This window comes from Chryseobacterium balustinum (assembly GCF_900168205.1).
In the GTDB taxonomy this organism is placed as follows: domain Bacteria; phylum Bacteroidota; class Bacteroidia; order Flavobacteriales; family Weeksellaceae; genus Chryseobacterium; species Chryseobacterium balustinum.
In genome coordinates this window covers 26,003-43,506 of record NZ_FUZE01000012.1, presented here as the reverse complement: position 1 = coordinate 43,506, position 17,504 = coordinate 26,003, and the positions used below count along the sequence as shown (strand labels likewise).

The window sequence follows — 17,504 nt, the reverse complement described above, 5'->3', positions numbered from 1 at the left end:
ATAATCGCTACTTTAACCTGAGGTTTTATCGTGACTTTTCAAAAAAAACACGAAAGAAGTTTGATTATGCTATTGTAAGATTGGTTAAAAAATGAGTTTTCCTTGATTTTATCATATATAAGGCTATTTAAAGCTTAAGTAAATTCTGCATTGTCTGAAAGTCTTTTGTATTAAAAATATCGCTTAGTTAGGGATAAATTAATGAAGATTTGAAAAATAAGGTGAGTGACAATTAATTTTTAAAAGGAGATTGTTTGCTAAAAGTACAATTTAAGTCAATAAATGTCCTATTAGATTAGTATTCAGCGTATTTTGACAAGCTGTATTCCAATTTTAAGTATTTGTTGCATTTTTTTGATTGTTATATGTCAAAAAAAACCGCTACAATTAGGCTGGAATGGTCTGAAACCATATATTTGCAGCCTAAATTTTTATAGACATGAAAGAACTTATCGAAAAAATCAACGCAGAATTTGAAGCGTTCACAACAGAAGCTAACCAACAAGTTGAAAAAGGAAACAAAGCAGCTGGAACTAGAGCTCGTAAATCAGCTCTTGAACTAAGCAAATTGTTCAAAGACTTCAGAAAAGTTTCTGTTGAAGAATCTAAAAAATAATAAATAAGCCGGCTGATTCAGTCGGCTTATTTTTTTACGTTAAAATAGTATTTTCTTACTTATTTTTGGTTTAGCATTCATAATCGCTTGGTAAGATAAGGTAAATGCTGAAAGGCTTTTGTATCCTACCTGATAAGCTATTTCACTTAATGTAAACTGATGTGAATCTATCAATTCTATACTTTTCAGAATTTTAATCAGTTGGGCATATTTCTTTATACTTATTCCGGTTTCCTTTTTAAAAATACGCTGAAGACTTCTTGTAGAAAGATTTGCCGTTTCAGCAAGCTCTTCAATGCTATAATCATTCTTATAATTCAAATTAATAAATTGGCATACTTCTAATAATCTTTTATCCGAAGGCAACGGAATTTGTAAAGCAGTATTTTCGTTACAAAAATTAGGAAGACTTACCAATAATGCATTCATAAAAGTTTTCTGTTCATCATTTTCTCCTGTTTCTTTATTCCATTTTTTGGCATATAAAATCATCTCTTTTAAAACCGGAGGTGCAGGAAAAACATGTGTTGTCTGATAAAATTGATTTCCCGGAATATTTTTAAACAAGCTTACCATGAGTTTTACAGTTTCTGCTTCAGAAGTTATTTTATGCTTTTGTAATGATGGAATCCAGATAACATGATTTTGTGGAACAAGATAAATTTTATCGTTGATATGAAAATATTGGTAACCCTCTGTCACAAAAGTAAGCTGCGCCCGCTGATGAAGATGTTCGTAATCGTCATGCTGCCAATTTTCTTCATACCAAATGAAAGCTTCCTTCTCAATTGAATCGTGGAGAAACCTGTTTTCTTTTTCAATCATGCTACATTTTAAATTGGCGTTTTGCATAAAGTTTTTGGCAAAATTAATAAAAATGACAGCACTAAATTTGCATTATCATAAATAATTTACATGAAAACACTCAATAGATTTTTAGCAGTTTTTATTTTAACAATAATTTCAAATGCAATGATGGCTCAAAATAACAAAGCAAAAATATTAGTACTGATCCACTCTGACAATGGCGGAACTTACGAATTGGCAAAACAGATCTCAAAAGGAATTGAAGCTAATGGAAATGTTCAGGGTATTATTAAACAGGTAAAAGCATCCGATCATTTAAGTTTAAAAGATATTCCGGTGGCTTCTGTGGAGGAATTAAGTTCTTATGACGGAATTGCTTTTGGTTCACCTGTTTATTTTGGAAACATCAGTACAGGAATGAGTGAGTTTCTTTCGAAAACTGTGAATTTGTGGACCAATCACGCACTGGAAGGAATGCCTGCAACAGTTTTTATGTCTGCAGGAAGTGGAGCGGGTAATGAATTGGCAGTTCAGGCTTTTTGGAATACTCTTTCAGTTCATGGGATGGTTTTGGTTTCAAACGGAATTCGAGGTGTTGAAAAAATAGATAAAAATATTCCGCAGGGAAATACGGTTTTGGGAGCGACAAGTCTTGCCTCTGTTAAAAATGTGGAAAGACCAAGTTCTGGTGAAAAGGAAATTGCCTTTGAACAAGGGAAAAACTTTGCAAAAGTTGTGTTTGCTTTGAAAGGAACTTTTAACAAAAATTCTGAAATTAAAATTTCACAAGACAAAAGCATAGAGAAGGTTTTAGCAGAGAAAAATATTGTTCTTCCTAATGTTCCGAAACCGGCAGGAAATTATCAGCCTTTCGTAAGATCAGGAAATTTGGTTTTTATCAATCAGGTTGCGTTGAAAGACGGAAAGATTTTGTATCCTGGAAAATTAGGTGTTTCTGTAGATGAAAATCAGGTAAAAGAAGCGACAAAACAAACAATGTTGAATGTCTTAGCTGTATTAAAAGACGCTGTGAATGGAGATTTAGATAAAGTGAAAAAAGTGGTGCAGCTTACCGGAATTTTCAACACAAAAGATGATTACACAAAGCATGCAGATTTGATGAATGTTGCTTCAAATCTTGCAGTAGACGTTTTTGGTGAAAAAGGGAAACATGCAAGAGCTACATTTGGTGCTTCTTCAGTTCCTGTAAATTCTTCAGTGGAAATTCAGGCTATTTTTGAAGTAGAGTAAATTTTAAAATATCGTTAAAGAAATTTAAATAATCACAAATAATATTAAATAAATCAAAACTTGTTGAAATGTATTCTCATTTGAATATATATTTGCTCCGCTAATAACCAATAGCGGAGCTTTTATTATGAAACATATTTACTTATTATTTGTTTTATTTTCTGCGTTTTTCTCGGCACAAAAATTACAGGTGGTCGATTCTGAAAACGGAAAATCCATTGCCAACGCCAGAATTATTTTATCAAACCAATTGCTTTATACCAACGAAGATGGTTTTGCGCCTGTAGATGAGAATTCTAAAGATTTTGAAGTTTCTGCGTCGGGCTTTAAGAAAGAAAATTTTAAAAACTTCAGTTCTGTCATTAAACTTGAACCTGTTTTTAAAAATATTGAAGAAGTGAAAATCATTAATGTAGATATCAAGAAAATCATTGAAGATTTGCATAAGAATTATAATAAACGATATTTTGACAAGCCATCACTTTATGATATTACTTTTAAATCTAAAGGTTTTAATAATGATAGCCTGTTTTTTATGGTAATTGCAGAAGCTAAATTGTGGACTAAAAGCAATTCTTACAATTTTAGAGATGGATTTAAGAAGAATTATGACGAAATATTACAGATACAGCTCAATAATGTAAAGTATAAAAAAAATAGCTCAAAAGGTGTTTTTAATGTGAAAACAAATGAGTTTGAACACGCAAGTATGGGTGATTATTTTTTTAGTTTTGAAATATATCGGTTGTTAACCAATATGAATATTAAGAATTCAAAAATTACCGGTCGACTAATTTCAGAAGATAATGACACCCAGGTTATTTATGTAAAAGTACAATCTGAAAGAGGAATAGATGTATCGGGTGAAATTACTTATAATAAAATAGATAAAGTAATAACGTTATATGATTTAAATTATCAGCAGGAAAATTTCCCTGTTTATAAAAGAACAAATAAAGACGGGGTAGAATTTGATTATCAACTTGGAAACGCAAGGGTGATTTTTGATTTTTATAAAAAGAACGGAAGCTACATCCCTGCGTCTAAAAAAATTACTGGCGAAAAATTCTTTGTAAGCTATGATGGTAAAAAAGATGAGAGAAGTTTTACTACAGAAATAGTTTACAACACTTTTACAAGATCTGATAAAAAAGGATTAGACCCAAAAGTAGATTTCAATAAAAGCATCTGGGAAAATGTTCCGGTGAAAGAAGATAAAGAAGCGACTATTTTACTTTCAAAAGAAGAACAAGAATTTATCAATCAGAAATAATTTACCATGAAAAATATACTTTTAACAACAGTTTTACTAGCAGGTTTTACTGGAAAAGCGCAGACTCACCGTTTTATTTATGATGTAGAATACAAAAAAGATTCTACACAAAATGTCACTACTAAAGAAAATTATCATCTCGATATTGAGCCTAAAATCGTAAAATATTATCCACGCGATTTTTATATTGGTGATTCTTTAGTGACAAACAATCTTCCGATTACAGATGGGTCGAAATTTAATACATCGCATATTATTACTCACAGATCCGGTTCTACAGACTATGATTATTATGATGTTTTGGAAAATGTTGTTTTGAAACTTTCATCTAAGAACACCCAAAACTGGAAGCTTACCAACGAAAAAAAGAAAGTGAAAGATTTAAATATGCAAAAAGCCACTACAAATTGGGGCGGAAGGAATTGGACGGCGTGGTTCACAACAGATATTCCTTTTCAGGAAGGCCCATACAAATTTCACGGACTTCCCGGTTTAATAACAGAATTGTACGATGATAAAAACAATTACAAATTTGAATTGGTAAAAACTCAGAAAATTGCCAACCCAAAAGGAAATATGTACATTGATTATATGTTGGGAAGTAGTATTGCTGTAGATGATACAAAGTACAAAGATTCTAAGTTAAAATATTACGATTCTCCCGTCAATTATCTAAGAAATGCAACACAGCAAACCCGTTCAAATGAAGAATTTTTTCTAAACGATGGAACTAAGGTCGGACAAAACAATTCTCGTGAAGTCAATGAAAGATTAAAGGAAAAAATCAGGAAATATAATAATCCGATAGAATTGGATAAAGCGATAAAATATCCACTTTAATTTATTTGTAATGTGCAATATGTAATGGGTAATGATTCCCAATTCATATTTACTATTAAATCTGTGCAAATTTGTGTAATCCGTGGGAGAAAGTAAAATTCATTTTCCTCTGGTCATACAGATTTACACAGATTTTTTATTGTTAATAAAGGATTTAGGAATTTTAATTTTCATCAAATAGCTTTATCTTTATGCCAATCAATAAAAGTATGAAGATAAACACCTTTTTTGCAGTTCCTGCAGTAGTTTTGGCGAGTCAGTTTGTCAATGCACAATCAACCACTCAGAAATTAAATCCCATTGTTGAAAGTTTTGTCAACGAAGCTAATAATCATTCTCAGTTAGAAGATATGGCATTCGAGTTATTAGACGGTATCGGTCCGCGTTTGGTGGGAACTCCGGAAATGCAGAAATCTAATGAATGGACTGCCAATAAATTAAAATCTTGGGGCATTGATGCCAATTTACAGCAATTTGAAACCTGGAAAGGTTGGCAAAGAGGAACTACACATGTCGATATGGTGTATCCACGTGTAAAATCTCTTTCGGCAACACAATTAGCATGGAGCCCTTCAACGAAAAAAGTAGTTGAAGCAGAAGTAATTGTTCTTCCTAAGCTTTCTTCCAAGGCAGCATTTGATCAATGGCTTCCTTCTGCAAAAGGAAAAATAGTTTTGATGGCCCAATATCAGAAAATCGGTCGATCTGATGAGCAGATCAAAGAATTTGCAACTCCTGAATTGTACGAAAAACTGAAAGCTGAAAAAGAGCAGGCTTCAAAAGACTTCCGTGACTACGTGAAGAATATCGGGTATGATAACAATACACTTCCTGAAGCTTTAGAAAAAGCAGGTGCAGCCGGAATTGCGATTTCAAATTGGACAGGAATTATGGGAGCTAACCGTATTTTCGGAGCGAAAACCTCTAAAATTCCAATGTTTGATATTGATGTAGAAGATTATGGAATGTTGTACAGAATGGCTGAAAAAGGAAGCAAACCGAGAATTAAAATTGATGCTCAATCGAAAATTCTTCCTGATGCAAAAACATTCAACACCGTTGGAATGATCAAAGGTTCAGAAAAACCTAATGAATATGTGATCCTTTCTGCCCATTTAGATTCTTGGGATGGTGCTCAAGGTGCTACAGATAACGGAACAGGTGTTTTAACGATGCTTGAAACGATGAGAATCCTTAAAAAATATTATCCCAATCCTAAAAGAACCATCGTTGTTGGACTTTGGGGAAGTGAGGAGCAAGGTTTAAATGGATCTAGAGGTTTTGTAGCTGATAATCCTGAAATTATTAAAGGAACTCAGGCAGTTTTTAACCAAGATAACGGAACGGGAAGAGTGATTAATATTGCAGGACAAGGTTTTGTAAAATCCTATGATTATATCGGGAAATGGCTGAATGCAGTTCCGAAAAACGTGAGAGATCACATCAAAACAGATTTCCCAGGAATGCCGGGTGGAGGAGGATCTGATCACGCTTCATTTGTTGCAGCTGGAGTTCCGGGATTTTCTCTAAGTTCGTTAAACTGGGGATATTTTGGTTATACATGGCACACTACGAAAGACACTTATGATAAAATTGTTTTTGATGAAGTGAAAAATAATGTGATCCTTACCGCAACGTTAGCGTATATGGCATCGGAAGATCCAGAATTTACAAGCAGAGAACGCAGAACAATGCCTGAAAATGATAAAGGCGAAGTTGCAAAATGGCCGGAATTAAAAGAACCGAGAAGAGATTCTAAGGATTATAAATAATTAAGTTTCTACGAAACAAATAGATTTTAAATATTAAATTTATTTATCATCGAAAAGATCGGGTTGAACTATTGCTTCAACCCGATTTTGTTTATTTAAAAATGAAAAAATTATTTTACACGAACAAAAACCTGATCATCAAGATCTGGATACGTTCTAATGAGTGTATCTTGGTTTTTAAAACCGATAAAATTCTTATTTAAAGTGGTATTCTCATATAGAAATTCTTTAAAAGGAAATATATTGTATTCGTCAGATCCTACAAATTTATAATTGAACTGTTTATTACTAATTTCACGTTCACGTTGCATTTTTTGAGGTTCAGAGATCGTAACAGTATATCTGTCTTCAATTATCCTATTTTCGTGTGTTTTCTGTTTTATTTCTAATTTTATATTCAATGAATCGTTGGTCTTCCAGGTACCGATAAAATCTTTACCATTATTTGTTTTGGATGTTGGTTTACAACTAATAATTAAGGCAAAAAAGAGCAGGTATAGATATTTCATTAATTTAATGTTTTATGATTGAGTCGTTTTCTAATTTCCGGAATTTGATTTTCTTTTACAATATAAGTTTTACATAATTTATTGTTCATGTGCATACTTAGGTCAGTTCGGAAAAATGTCTGAGTTCCAAATGCTACATTTTTGGTTGTACTCCGAAAAGGAAGGGTAGAAGTTTGCTAGACACAAAAAATTCCTTTTTAAAGATGTAGAAAAATCAGGAAAGTTTCCGAAGTCATCGATAGCTATCATTTTAAAAAACTTTTTTCCTAAAGTTGTCCCCCAAAGAGTTTCTGTAATACTTCTAATAATTATTACAGATGGTATTGAAAACAAAAATGAGAGAAAAAGATTTTGTTTAAAAACGAAAAGGAAAATCAAAAATAAAGGAATCATATCTAATATTTTCGCACATTCTCTTTGCTTCTCACTACGTGGAAAATCAGCTTTGTAAGGTAGATCATATTCAAATTCATCATAAATACGTCTACCTTTCGAATCAAAATTTCGGGTTGCTCTGCGAGTCGTTTTTCTTTCTTTCTTTAAGTTCTGATATTCTTTTCATCTCTGATCAAAATTAAATGTTTTTCATAAATTATCAATAGAGTTTGAATTAAAATCATTCAATGGAGCTATTATTTTCAAATTAAAAAAGCAAGAACATCATGCTCTTGCTTTACTATTTATCTCAAATCATCACAGTAAATAGGGTTTAAATACAAAATTCCAGATCTGAAAATTTTGAAACGGAAGGTTTGTATTCCGGAATATTCAATGTTCCAAAACCATATTCACAGAAAATAAATGATAAATGGTTTGCGTTCGCAGAATCATGATCTGTCTGTGTATCGCCAATATACACTGAATTTTCATGGCTTAAATGATTTCTTTCCATGAGCAGTTTTATGTTTTCGGCTTTCGGTTTTTTAGTGCGTCCATGAGACTCAATGTCTGTAAACAGATCATTAAATTGATAGTATTCTAAAAATGCTTCAATATATCCATCCTGACAATTGCTGACAATGAAGAGATTGTGTGTCTTTTTCAAATTTGCAAGGGTTTCTGCCACTCCTTCATAAAGAATACCGCCATGAGTGCGTAAAACCTTATTTTCCTTCTGTACAATTTCCACAAGAATCTCCTGCACCTGTTGATCTGAAATTCCAGGAATGATATCTTTTAAAATATCATCAAATAGAAGTCCCATATATTGATCCATATCTTCAGGTTTCAATTCTCTTTTTATCAGTTGACGTTGAGTTAAAACCTCATTCCAGATTTTGATGATTGTTGCTCTGGGATCCCAAAGCGTTCCGTCTAAATCGAAAATTAAATTTTTTTTGTTCAAAATGTATTGTTATTTAGTTTGAATTATATGATTGAAGAACCTTTGCAAAGTGTAATTTATAACACCATACTCAGTTGAATTCTCTTCCTTGCCTCATCCACTTCTGTTACTCTTACCTGAACATGTTGATGCAATTTCACCACTTCATTTACATCAGAAACGAAACCGTCTTTCAATTGAGAAATATGAACTAAGCCGCTTTCTTTAATTCCTAAATCTACAAAACACCCGAAAGCAGTGATATTGTTGACAATTCCCGGAAGAATCATTCCGGTCTTTAAGTCGGTGATCTTTTTTACATTAGGATCGAATTCAAAAACTTTTGCCGCTTTTCTAGGATCTAATCCTGGTTTTTCCAGTTCTTTCAAAATATCTTTTATTCCTAAAATTCCGATGTCTTCCGTTATATATTTTTCAGGTTGAATTAAATTGATTTTCTCTTTATTGGCAACTAATTCATTGGTTTTAATGCCTAAATCTTTTGCCATTTTTTCGATAATTCCATACGCTTCGGGATGAACTGCCGAATTATCTAAAGGATTTTCACCATTTGTAATTCTGATGAAAGCTGCAGCCTGTTGAAAAGCTTTTTCTCCGAGTCTTGGAACTTTCTTCAATTGTTTTCTGTTTTCAAAAGCCCCGTTTTCAGCACGGTAATTCACAATATTTTCTGCCATCTTTTCTCCGATTCCAGAAACGTAGCTTAAGAGTGATTTGCTTGCGGTATTCAAATTAATTCCGATAGAGTTTACGCATTTCATTACCGTAGAATCCAGTTCGTTTTTCAATTGAGTCTGGTCTACATCGTGCTGATATTGACCAACACCAATAGATTTAGCATCAATTTTTACCAATTCTGCTAAAGGATCAGAAAGTCTTCGTCCGATAGAAACAGCACCACGAACAGTTACATCAAAGCTTGGGAACTCGTCTCTTGCAATTTTACTTGCAGAATACACAGAAGCTCCTGCTTCCGAGACTACAAAAACCTGCAAAGGTTTATCAAAACCTATTTTTTTAATGAAATATTCAGTCTCACGGCTTGCAGTTCCGTTTCCAATAGAAATTGCCTGAATATGATAAGCATTTACCATCGAGCGAATTTTCTTCATTGCCATTCCGCTTTCGTTTTGCGGAGCATGAGGATAAATCGTTTCGTTGTGCAGTAGATCTCCTTTTTCATCTAAACAAACCACTTTACAGCCGCTTTTGAAACCGGGATCAATCGCTAAAATTCTCTTCTCTCCCAAAGGCGGAGCGAGTAGAAGCTGACTGAGATTTTCAGAAAAGATTTCGATGGCTTTTTTGTCTGCTTTTTCTTTGGCTTCCTGAAGCGTTTCGTTGGAAATTGCCGGCTCTAAAAGCCTTTTGTAAGAATCTTTGATAGCTAAAACGATTTGCTCTGAACTCTCGTTTTTAGATTTGATAATGGCATTTTCAACAAAATCAATGGCTTCATCTTTATCGATTCCGATATTTATTTTTACAAAACCTTCAGTTTCTGCTCTAAGCATTGCTAAAAGTCGGTGAGAAGGCGTTCGGTTAAGGCTTTCTTCCCATTCAAAGTATTGCGAAAATTTTTGGGCTCCTTCATCATCTTTTTTAGCTTTTACCACTTTAGAAGTAACAGTGGCTTTTCTTTCAAATAATCGACGAAGATTTTTACGGACGTACATATTTTCGTTAATCCATTCTGCCATGATATCTCTTGCACCTTGCAAAGCTTCTTCCTCAGAAGAAACCTGATCATTCAAATATTTTGAAGCTAAAAACTGAATATCCTGAGCTTTTTGGCTCATAATGATTTTGGCTAAAGGCTCAAGACCTTTTTCTTTTGCTGTATCTGCTTTAGTTTTTCTGCGTTTTTTGAAAGGTAAATACAAATCTTCCAACTCCTGAATATCAAAGCTTTCTTCAATTCTTGTTTTTAATTCTGGACATAAAGCATCTTGCTCTTCTATAGATTTTAAAATACTTTCTTTACGTTTTACGATGTCTTCAAACTGTTTATTTAGTTTAAAAATTTGCTCTATTTGAATTTCATCTAAGTTTCCTGTAGCATCTTTTCGATAACGAGAAATAAAAGGGATTGTACAGTCTTCAGATAGTAGTTTTAAAGTAGCATTAATGCTTTTATCGGATAGGTTGAGTGTATGATGGATAAATTCTGTTACAGTCATGAGGCTTTTTTAGAATGGCTAAAATACTGACTTTTTTAGAGGAATAAAATATGTGTGAAGGCAATTTATACTTTGTAAGGTTTATCGATCAAACATATTTAATGAATCTGATAATGAAGTAAAAACATTGATTTGTTGAAAAAGATAAATAATCTACATTTTTAGTAGATTATACAATTGTTTTAGATAATTATGTTGTGGTATGAATAAAAATACTATATTTGTGCACCATCACAAAATATTATGCCTATGAGGAAATTTTCTACTTCTTCTATTCCTTTTGTATTTACAAATCCAGATGTTTCTCTAATCCAAAAAAACATCTCAATTACTAATCCATATTCTATATTATGAACAGATTTTTAACAATTCTGGGGATTTTGCTGTGTTTTCAGCTCAAAGTCTCCGCACAATGTACGGCAGTACCCGTACCTTTTTTACAATCTTTTAGTACGGGAGTATTACCTGCCTGTTGGACGAGCCAAAACCCTACCACGACTTCTACTAATGTAAATGTTAAATGGAGATTTAACACATCTGCGGGTTATGGTGCAACCGGAAATGGCGGAAAACCCGCTGGAACTTTCGCATGGGTGGATGCCAGTTCACCCTATGATAACGAACATACCGTTGAACTGATCAGTCCGCAGATTAATCTGACCGGATTGACCAATCCGTATGTGAAATTTGAATGGTTTAAAAACCATCTTACCTCAGCTACAGGAACGGTTCCTCCCTATGAGCATAACAGAATGAAGCTTGAGGTAAATAACGGGAGCGGATGGGTTGAAATTTGGTCTGATAATAGTAATGCCGCAGAATGGAGAACAGTTGGAGTTCCTCTTGCAGCAAGCTATCTAGGAGCAACCATTCAACTTAAGTTTACTGTTGATAAGGATGTTGCTAACAACGGGTATTTTTATGATGATGTACTTTTGGATGAAGTTCAGGTAATACAGGCACCAACCTGTTTCGAACCTGTGATTGCATTAGCAACAAATATAACTCCCAATTCTGCAACCCTGAATTGGGCAGCACCATTAGCACCTGCTCCGGCACCTGCAGGAGGGTATGAATATTATTACAACACAACAAATACTCCTCCAGCGACTGGTACAGTGGGGAATATTGTCCCAGGAGTTTCCGCTAATATCACTCCTTTGGTTGGAGGAACAACCTATTATTGGTGGGTTCGCTCGGTTTGTAATGCAACAGATAAATCGTTATGGGTAGAAGGTGAGCCTTTTACTCCAGGACAGATTGGAGTCGGTACAGCAACGCATGCCTATTTGCCGGTATATTCTTGTTCAGGATTTAATTATTCTCAACAAATTTATACTGCAACAGAAATTGCAGGTGCGGTTGGAACCAATAATATGATTACTTCGGTGAGATTTTTTGTATCTACTACAGCTGCCACTCAGGCAAATTATAATCAATGGGTAGTTTATATGGGAAATACAGCACAAACTGATTTTGCGACAACTACAAGCTGGATTCCTGCCGGCACCATGACTCAGGTTTATACCGGAACACTCCCTGCAATGACTGCCGGAACTTGGATCAATATTCCTCTTGCAACCCCATTTCTTTGGGACGGAACAAGTAATGTCGTGGTTGCGGTAGATGAAAATAGTACAGGAACGTCTTGTACTGCCAACTGGGGAAGTTATTCTGCAGGAACGAATAGAGGAATGCTTTATTATAATGCAACAACTAATCCAAATCCGCTAAATCCACCCGTAGCAACAAGCAGATATGCAGTTTTGCCAAGGCTTCAGCTTACCGGTACTGTTTTGCCTTCATGTACAAATGTACCACCTTCAAATATTGCAGTAAGTAACATTATGGCTACTTCCGCTTCAGTATCTTGGACGGCTACACAGAACGCAACTTATGTTGTAAGATACAGGGTTTTACCATCCGGGGCATGGCAGACAATTAATGTTACCACACCATTTACTAATAATGTGCAGCTTCCGGGACTTTTAGAGCAAACTCAATATGAAGTGGAAATTGCTACAATTTGCGGAACTCAGGGAGCTTTTTCTGCACCAATTACTTTTACTACTCCGGCTCTTACTTACTGTAGTTCAGGAACTGCAACGGTTACCAATGGATATATCAGCAATATTACAATGATAGGAACTAATGTTCCAGCTACGACTAATAATTCAGGACCTACAACTTACACTGATTATTCTACTGATCCTTCGAAGACCATTACTTTATTAAGAAATTCAGTTAACAATACATTGTCAGTTGGAAGAACTATTGCTTCGGGAACCTATTCTACCTATGCATGGATAGATTTTAACGGTGACGGAGTTTTTAATAATAATCCTGTAGGTACTGCAGGAGGGGAAAGAATAATGAATCTGGGATATTCTAATACAACTCCGGTAACGGCTAATTTTGATGTGCCGGCAAATGCTTATGTTGGAACGAGTAAAATTAAAATGCGTGTTATTGTATATTTTAATACTCCGACAGATCCTTGTATGAGCCTTACAAGTAATGGAGAAGTTGAGGATTATCAAATCAAATTTATTGACCTTCAGCCGTGTACTACCGCACCTCCAACGAGTATGGCTGTAGGCAATCTTACACATACTTCGGCATATGTATCTTGGATGCCAACAGCTAATGCTACTTATGTTATCAGATGGAGACAAGGAACTACTGGTGCATGGTTGCCAAGTGCAGCTGGATTGACGCTTCCTGTGGGCCAGAGCTTTCATACAATTACAGGTCTGACTGAGCAAACTGCTTATCAGGTACAAGTAGCTACGATATGTGGCGGAAATCAAGGAGCATTCTCAACGTCAGTCAATTTTACGACCCCACCGGTTACTTACTGTAATATGAATGGAACGGGGATTAATGATTATATTTCTAATGTAAAAATGACTCCTGTGAATTTTCCAATAATGGAGAATATTTCACTTCAAACTAATTACATTAATTATACAACACCAACCACTTTAATTAATTTGGAAATAGGTTCGGTTGGAAATCAGATTTCAGTATCAAAAGCCTGGGCAGGAACAACTTATGGGGATTCAGTACATGCTTGGATTGACTGGGATAGAGACGGGATATTTACAGACAGTGAAAAAATCATGAATACTCCTTCCAATACATCAACCCCTGTTACAGCAGCATTTAATGTTCCGGCAACTGGAGTTTATACAGGGACGAATACCACGACAATGAGAGTGGTTCTGAAGCGAGGAAGCGCCCCTATAATGTGTCAGGATGCCGTGAATGGAGAGGTAGAAGATTATGCTGTAAGATTAAAACCATGCAACAATACGACTCCGGGAACTCCTGTTTTTACTACAATAACCCATAATTCGGTTATTATTAACTGGACTCCAGCAGCAAATAACAACGCATTTGTTTTAGAATACAGACCGGTAACCAATCCTGCTTCTGCGTGGACGACGATGAATCTTTCAGTTTTAGGAGGAAATCCGCCGGTAACTATTTCTGCGCTAACTCCGGCTACAATTTATGAAGTGAGAGTTGCGGCAGTATGTGGTAGTGGGGGAGCTGGTGCATTTACTCCCATACAGACATTTACAACAAAATGTGACCCAACACCACCGAATGTGGTAATATCTAACATCACATCAACTTCGGCAATGGTAACCTGGAATCCGATTGTTCCGAATGCTACCTATGTTTTAAGATGGAGAGAAGTGGGCACTACAGTTTGGAATACACCAACGTTACCACCTCCACCTGTAAACTCTTATGTGATTCCAAACCTGGATTCTTATAAAATGTATGAAGTACAGGTAGCGAGTATTTGTAACGGTGAAACAAATCCTAATCCATGGGCAAATACACAGATATTTACAACGGTAAGAGTTTGTGAAGTACTTCCTCCCGGATTTACTATTACTCAGCTAACTCCTACAACTGCAGAAGTGGTTTGGGATGCTTACACAGGTACCGGAGCTACCAATAATTACATATTAAGATACAGAAAAGTAGGAATACCAAGCTGGACAACTATTAATGTTAGTAATAATACCTATACAATAACAGGGTTATTAGAATTAACTAAATATGAAATGCAGGTAGCAAATATTTGTAGTGGGGGACCTGGGAATTTTACCCCTCTTTATTATTTTACAACACCTACAGTGATTTACTGTCAAATGCATTCAACTAACTTTGCTACTGAATATATTTCAAAAGTTACTGCTACACCGAATGGTAAGCCTGAAATGATTAATATTTCTACAGGAACTGCATATTCTGATTTCACGGGAAATCCTACAAAATTCATCGAATTGATTCAGGGGTCAACAGGAAATCAAATTACTATTGATAAAACTCAAGGAGCAGATTCAGGAGTTGCTGTCTGGATTGACTTCAACAGAAATGGCGAATTTGATCTTGATGAAAGGATCCTTGCTGACGGGCTTAACTCAAATTCTACTGCAAGTGCTACATTCAGTGTACCATCTGATGCATTCATTAGCATGACAAACTCTAAATATGTTGTGATGAGAGTAGCTATGGCTAAAGGTGCTATACCAATTAACTGTACCAGTTTTGACAATGGGGAAGTAGAGGATTATACAGTGAGAATATCAAAGTTACCCATTGTAAATTCGGTTAACCAGACGGATATTTTGATTTATCCAAACCCTGTTAAATCAGTTTTAAATGTCAAAAACATTAGCGAGAAAGCAAACTATAAGATTTATAGTGCTGCTGGAAGACTTGTATCTAGCGGATTAATCGTTAATAATAAAATTGACGTAAGCGCTCTTATTAGCGGAGTCTACGTTATTGATATTGACGACAAGAAAGGAAATGCACAGAGAAAATTCATTAAAGAAGATTAACTGTTTTAATTTCCATCTATAAAAAAATAAGCTCTCAATTCTGAGAGCTTATTTTGTTTTATTGAAGATATAATCGATAAGATTTCTATTTTAAAATCTCATTGTAATATAGGAGATCATTGTTTTCATCAAAACCTATAATCATCACACGGAAATTTTTTGCATCATCATTATTATACCATTGTACAGTAGTAGGGTTTCGGGATTTGCTTTCTAAATAAGGATTCCAATATAAAATACTTCTTTTATCTTCAGGAACAGATTTTGCGCTTTCTTCGTCGTAAATTCCATTATTAAAAGGAATTTCTTTATCATATCCATTGAGTTTACTTTCTACAAGATTAGATGGTAAACTAGTATCTATTATAGAGCCAGATACTCCACGTCGAGTATAGATTGCAATTGCTCCACCACGCCCTCCGGAATTTCCTACAAAATTTCCTCTGATTACCTTTACCATTGCAATATTTGATACAGGAAGGGTAGCTATCTGGTTTTCATCAACTCTTACTTCGTCCAGATATAATTCAATTCTGCCGTTGCGACCACTAACCATATATTGACCACCTTGCATTTGAATCTGAACACCACCAATTTGACTCTGCAAATATTGAAATATGTTTGGAGATCCCTTTGCACCCGGATGATCATTCACTAAATCAATAACAATTTCATCTACAGTCTTGAAAACAGGACTACTAAGTTCGTTATTAAGTTTTTTTGTTAAATCTTTCTTTTGTGCTTTGATTTTAACTTCTTCAATAAGAGTTTCTTTTTCTTTAAAAAAGGCTTTTGAAACTTTATTAGTTACAGCACGTTCTATTTCTAAAGGTGGTGTATCGTTTAAACTCTGTTGTGTAAGTGTGTAATTGTGAGAAGGAAGATTATTTTTAAATGGTAAGAACGCAAATGCAGGCTGAATATAAACTTTTGTCGAACTTTTGTTAGCTTTCTCGCCGTTGATTTGATAATAAAATGACATGGAATCTTCAAAAATTAAATTATTTAAAGAGAATATTCCTTCTTTATCTGTTTTAATCAAATTGTATTTAATTCCCTGATATGGTGTATTGAAAATCAAATTAATTTCAGTTTCAGAAACAGGTTTTCCCAAGTTGACAGCTTTCCCTTTGTAAGAAAGATAACTCTCTGGTTTATATTTTATCACCGGGAAATTTCCGGACATAATGGTTTGCCAATTATATCTTGACCATTTTTCTGAAATTAATAAAGCATCCAGTGCATCTGTGTTTCTGTTTTCACTGAAATATTGGGCAGGATAATATATTTTTGACATAAGATCTCCTGTAAGCCAAAGTGTACTTAGTAAACTGTTTTCATCTTCAGGATTTTCACTTTCGTTATCGAGTATACTTACTATATATTTCGATATAGAAGTATTATTAGTGATATTAAAAGAATTTTTTGCTTTAGACTCTGAACTAAGCGAAATATCCTTTAAAGACGGCTGTTTAAGTTTAAGAGATTGAGGTTGTATAAAACAAAGTCGTTGGGCAACAATATTTTAAGACTCATCAAAAACGGTAAGATTAAGAATTCCATTTACCAATTGGCTGGTCGGAATTGTATAAACCTTATCTGAAATTTGAGAAACATTTGCTTTGTAAACCATTTGATTATTAATCGTTCCTAAGATTTTATATTTAGCATTTGGATTAATATTTTTACCTTTAAATACAAAATTTACAGCCTCAGATTGACTTTGAACTTGTAAATTTATTCCTGAAGAAGCTACTTCGGGTAAGTTAACAGTCTGCTTGATTCCTTTCTCGTCTTCTACTGTAAGCTGATACTTTTTCCCGCCAATTGGTGTAAAACTAAAAGATCCTGTATTTTGATCAAATCCTTTGAAAGTAACTAATTTGGTTTGTGGATTCTGAGTTTCTGTAATAAAACCATTCCAGTTTGTTGGTGTTTCGCCTTTTGATTGCAGTCTTACGGCAAATTTAGTAGTGATGCCGTCAATAAAAGTTCCACTTTCCGGAAATACTGCGGCAGACCATGGAGCAGAAGTGTTTTTCACTA

The 17,504-nt window shown here is 34.5% G+C and carries 13 protein-coding genes; 6 read left to right on the top strand and 7 right to left on the bottom strand.

What is annotated here, in order from left to right; all coding sequences use genetic code 11:
- The first annotated feature begins 439 nt into the window (after positions 1–439).
- Positions 440–616: a histone H1 gene (locus B5X64_RS13890; RefSeq protein WP_055981058.1), complete on the top strand. Its 177-nt coding sequence runs from the start codon at positions 440–442 to the stop codon at positions 614–616.
- 39 nt (positions 617–655) lie between these two features.
- Here the strand turns inward: B5X64_RS13890 and B5X64_RS13885 are convergent, their stop codons facing one another.
- Complete coding sequence (locus B5X64_RS13885; protein ID WP_320455850.1) at positions 656–1,441, bottom strand: AraC family transcriptional regulator; 786 nt, start codon at positions 1,439–1,441, stop codon at positions 656–658.
- Between the two features lie 90 nt (positions 1,442–1,531).
- On the opposite strand from B5X64_RS13885, the gene B5X64_RS13880 reads away from it, so the two are divergent.
- From B5X64_RS13880 to B5X64_RS13865, 4 genes are all read left to right on the top strand, one after another.
- Complete coding sequence (locus B5X64_RS13880; protein ID WP_079465825.1) at positions 1,532–2,674, top strand: Atu1372/SO_1960 family protein; 1,143 nt, start codon at positions 1,532–1,534, stop codon at positions 2,672–2,674.
- A gap of 127 nt (positions 2,675–2,801) precedes the next feature.
- Positions 2,802–3,947 (top strand): hypothetical protein, encoded by a 1,146-nt coding sequence (locus tag B5X64_RS13875; protein WP_079465824.1) that lies wholly within the window; start codon positions 2,802–2,804, stop codon positions 3,945–3,947.
- 6 nt (positions 3,948–3,953) lie between these two features.
- A complete protein-coding gene (locus B5X64_RS13870; RefSeq protein WP_066675836.1) occupies positions 3,954–4,787 on the top strand; it encodes a GLPGLI family protein in 834 nt (277 codons plus the stop codon).
- Between the two features lie 209 nt (positions 4,788–4,996).
- Positions 4,997–6,559, top strand: a complete 1,563-nt coding sequence (locus B5X64_RS13865; RefSeq protein WP_079465869.1) for a M20/M25/M40 family metallo-hydrolase — start codon at positions 4,997–4,999, stop codon at positions 6,557–6,559.
- Between the two features lie 110 nt (positions 6,560–6,669).
- Here the strand turns inward: B5X64_RS13865 and B5X64_RS13860 are convergent, their stop codons facing one another.
- The 4 genes from B5X64_RS13860 to B5X64_RS13850 all read right to left on the bottom strand — a co-directional run bounded on the left by B5X64_RS13860 (position 6,670) and on the right by B5X64_RS13850 (position 10,593).
- The gene (locus B5X64_RS13860) at positions 6,670–7,068 is read right to left on the bottom strand and encodes a hypothetical protein (protein ID WP_079465823.1); all 399 of its coding nucleotides are present in this window, start codon (positions 7,066–7,068) and stop codon (positions 6,670–6,672) included.
- 102 nt (positions 7,069–7,170) lie between these two features.
- Positions 7,171–7,461, bottom strand: coding sequence for an RDD family protein (locus tag B5X64_RS23335; RefSeq protein WP_123920858.1), 291 nt, complete (start codon positions 7,459–7,461; stop codon positions 7,171–7,173).
- Between the two features lie 316 nt (positions 7,462–7,777).
- A complete protein-coding gene (locus B5X64_RS13855; protein ID WP_164463421.1) occupies positions 7,778–8,413 on the bottom strand; it encodes an HAD family hydrolase in 636 nt (211 codons plus the stop codon).
- Positions 8,414–8,469: 56 nt separating this feature from the next.
- A complete protein-coding gene (locus B5X64_RS13850; RefSeq protein WP_079465821.1) occupies positions 8,470–10,593 on the bottom strand; it encodes a Tex family protein in 2,124 nt (707 codons plus the stop codon).
- 350 nt (positions 10,594–10,943) lie between these two features.
- Between B5X64_RS13850 and B5X64_RS13845 the strand changes: the two genes are divergently transcribed.
- Positions 10,944–15,458 (top strand): fibronectin type III domain-containing protein, encoded by a 4,515-nt coding sequence (locus B5X64_RS13845; RefSeq protein ID WP_079465820.1) that lies wholly within the window; start codon positions 10,944–10,946, stop codon positions 15,456–15,458.
- A gap of 85 nt (positions 15,459–15,543) precedes the next feature.
- Here the strand turns inward: B5X64_RS13845 and B5X64_RS13840 are convergent, their stop codons facing one another.
- A complete protein-coding gene (locus B5X64_RS13840) occupies positions 15,544–16,755 on the bottom strand; it encodes a hypothetical protein (RefSeq protein ID WP_079465819.1) in 1,212 nt (403 codons plus the stop codon).
- Positions 16,756–16,983: 228 nt separating this feature from the next.
- Positions 16,984–17,502, bottom strand: a complete 519-nt coding sequence (locus B5X64_RS13835) for a hypothetical protein (RefSeq protein WP_079465818.1) — start codon at positions 17,500–17,502, stop codon at positions 16,984–16,986.
- Positions 17,503–17,504 lie beyond the last annotated feature (2 nt).

What these genes read in the sequence shown, in the direction of transcription:
- B5X64_RS13890 (WP_055981058.1), top strand. Translation starts at nt 440, where the DNA reads ATGAAAGAACTTATCGAAAAAATCAACGCAGAATTTGAAGCGTTCACA.
- B5X64_RS13885 (WP_320455850.1), bottom strand. Translation starts at nt 1,441, where the DNA reads ATGATTGAAAAAGAAAACAGGTTTCTCCACGATTCAATTGAGAAGGAA.
- B5X64_RS13880 (WP_079465825.1), top strand. Translation starts at nt 1,532, where the DNA reads ATGAAAACACTCAATAGATTTTTAGCAGTTTTTATTTTAACAATAATT.
- B5X64_RS13875 (WP_079465824.1), top strand. Translation starts at nt 2,802, where the DNA reads ATGAAACATATTTACTTATTATTTGTTTTATTTTCTGCGTTTTTCTCG.
- B5X64_RS13870 (WP_066675836.1), top strand. Translation starts at nt 3,954, where the DNA reads ATGAAAAATATACTTTTAACAACAGTTTTACTAGCAGGTTTTACTGGA.
- B5X64_RS13865 (WP_079465869.1), top strand. Translation starts at nt 4,997, where the DNA reads ATGAAGATAAACACCTTTTTTGCAGTTCCTGCAGTAGTTTTGGCGAGT.
- B5X64_RS13860 (WP_079465823.1), bottom strand. Translation starts at nt 7,068, where the DNA reads ATGAAATATCTATACCTGCTCTTTTTTGCCTTAATTATTAGTTGTAAA.
- B5X64_RS23335 (WP_123920858.1), bottom strand. Translation starts at nt 7,461, where the DNA reads ATGATTCCTTTATTTTTGATTTTCCTTTTCGTTTTTAAACAAAATCTT.
- B5X64_RS13850 (WP_079465821.1), bottom strand. Translation starts at nt 10,593, where the DNA reads ATGACTGTAACAGAATTTATCCATCATACACTCAACCTATCCGATAAA.
- B5X64_RS13845 (WP_079465820.1), top strand. Translation starts at nt 10,944, where the DNA reads ATGAACAGATTTTTAACAATTCTGGGGATTTTGCTGTGTTTTCAGCTC.
- B5X64_RS13840 (WP_079465819.1), bottom strand. Translation starts at nt 16,755, where the DNA reads ATGTCAAAAATATATTATCCTGCCCAATATTTCAGTGAAAACAGAAAC.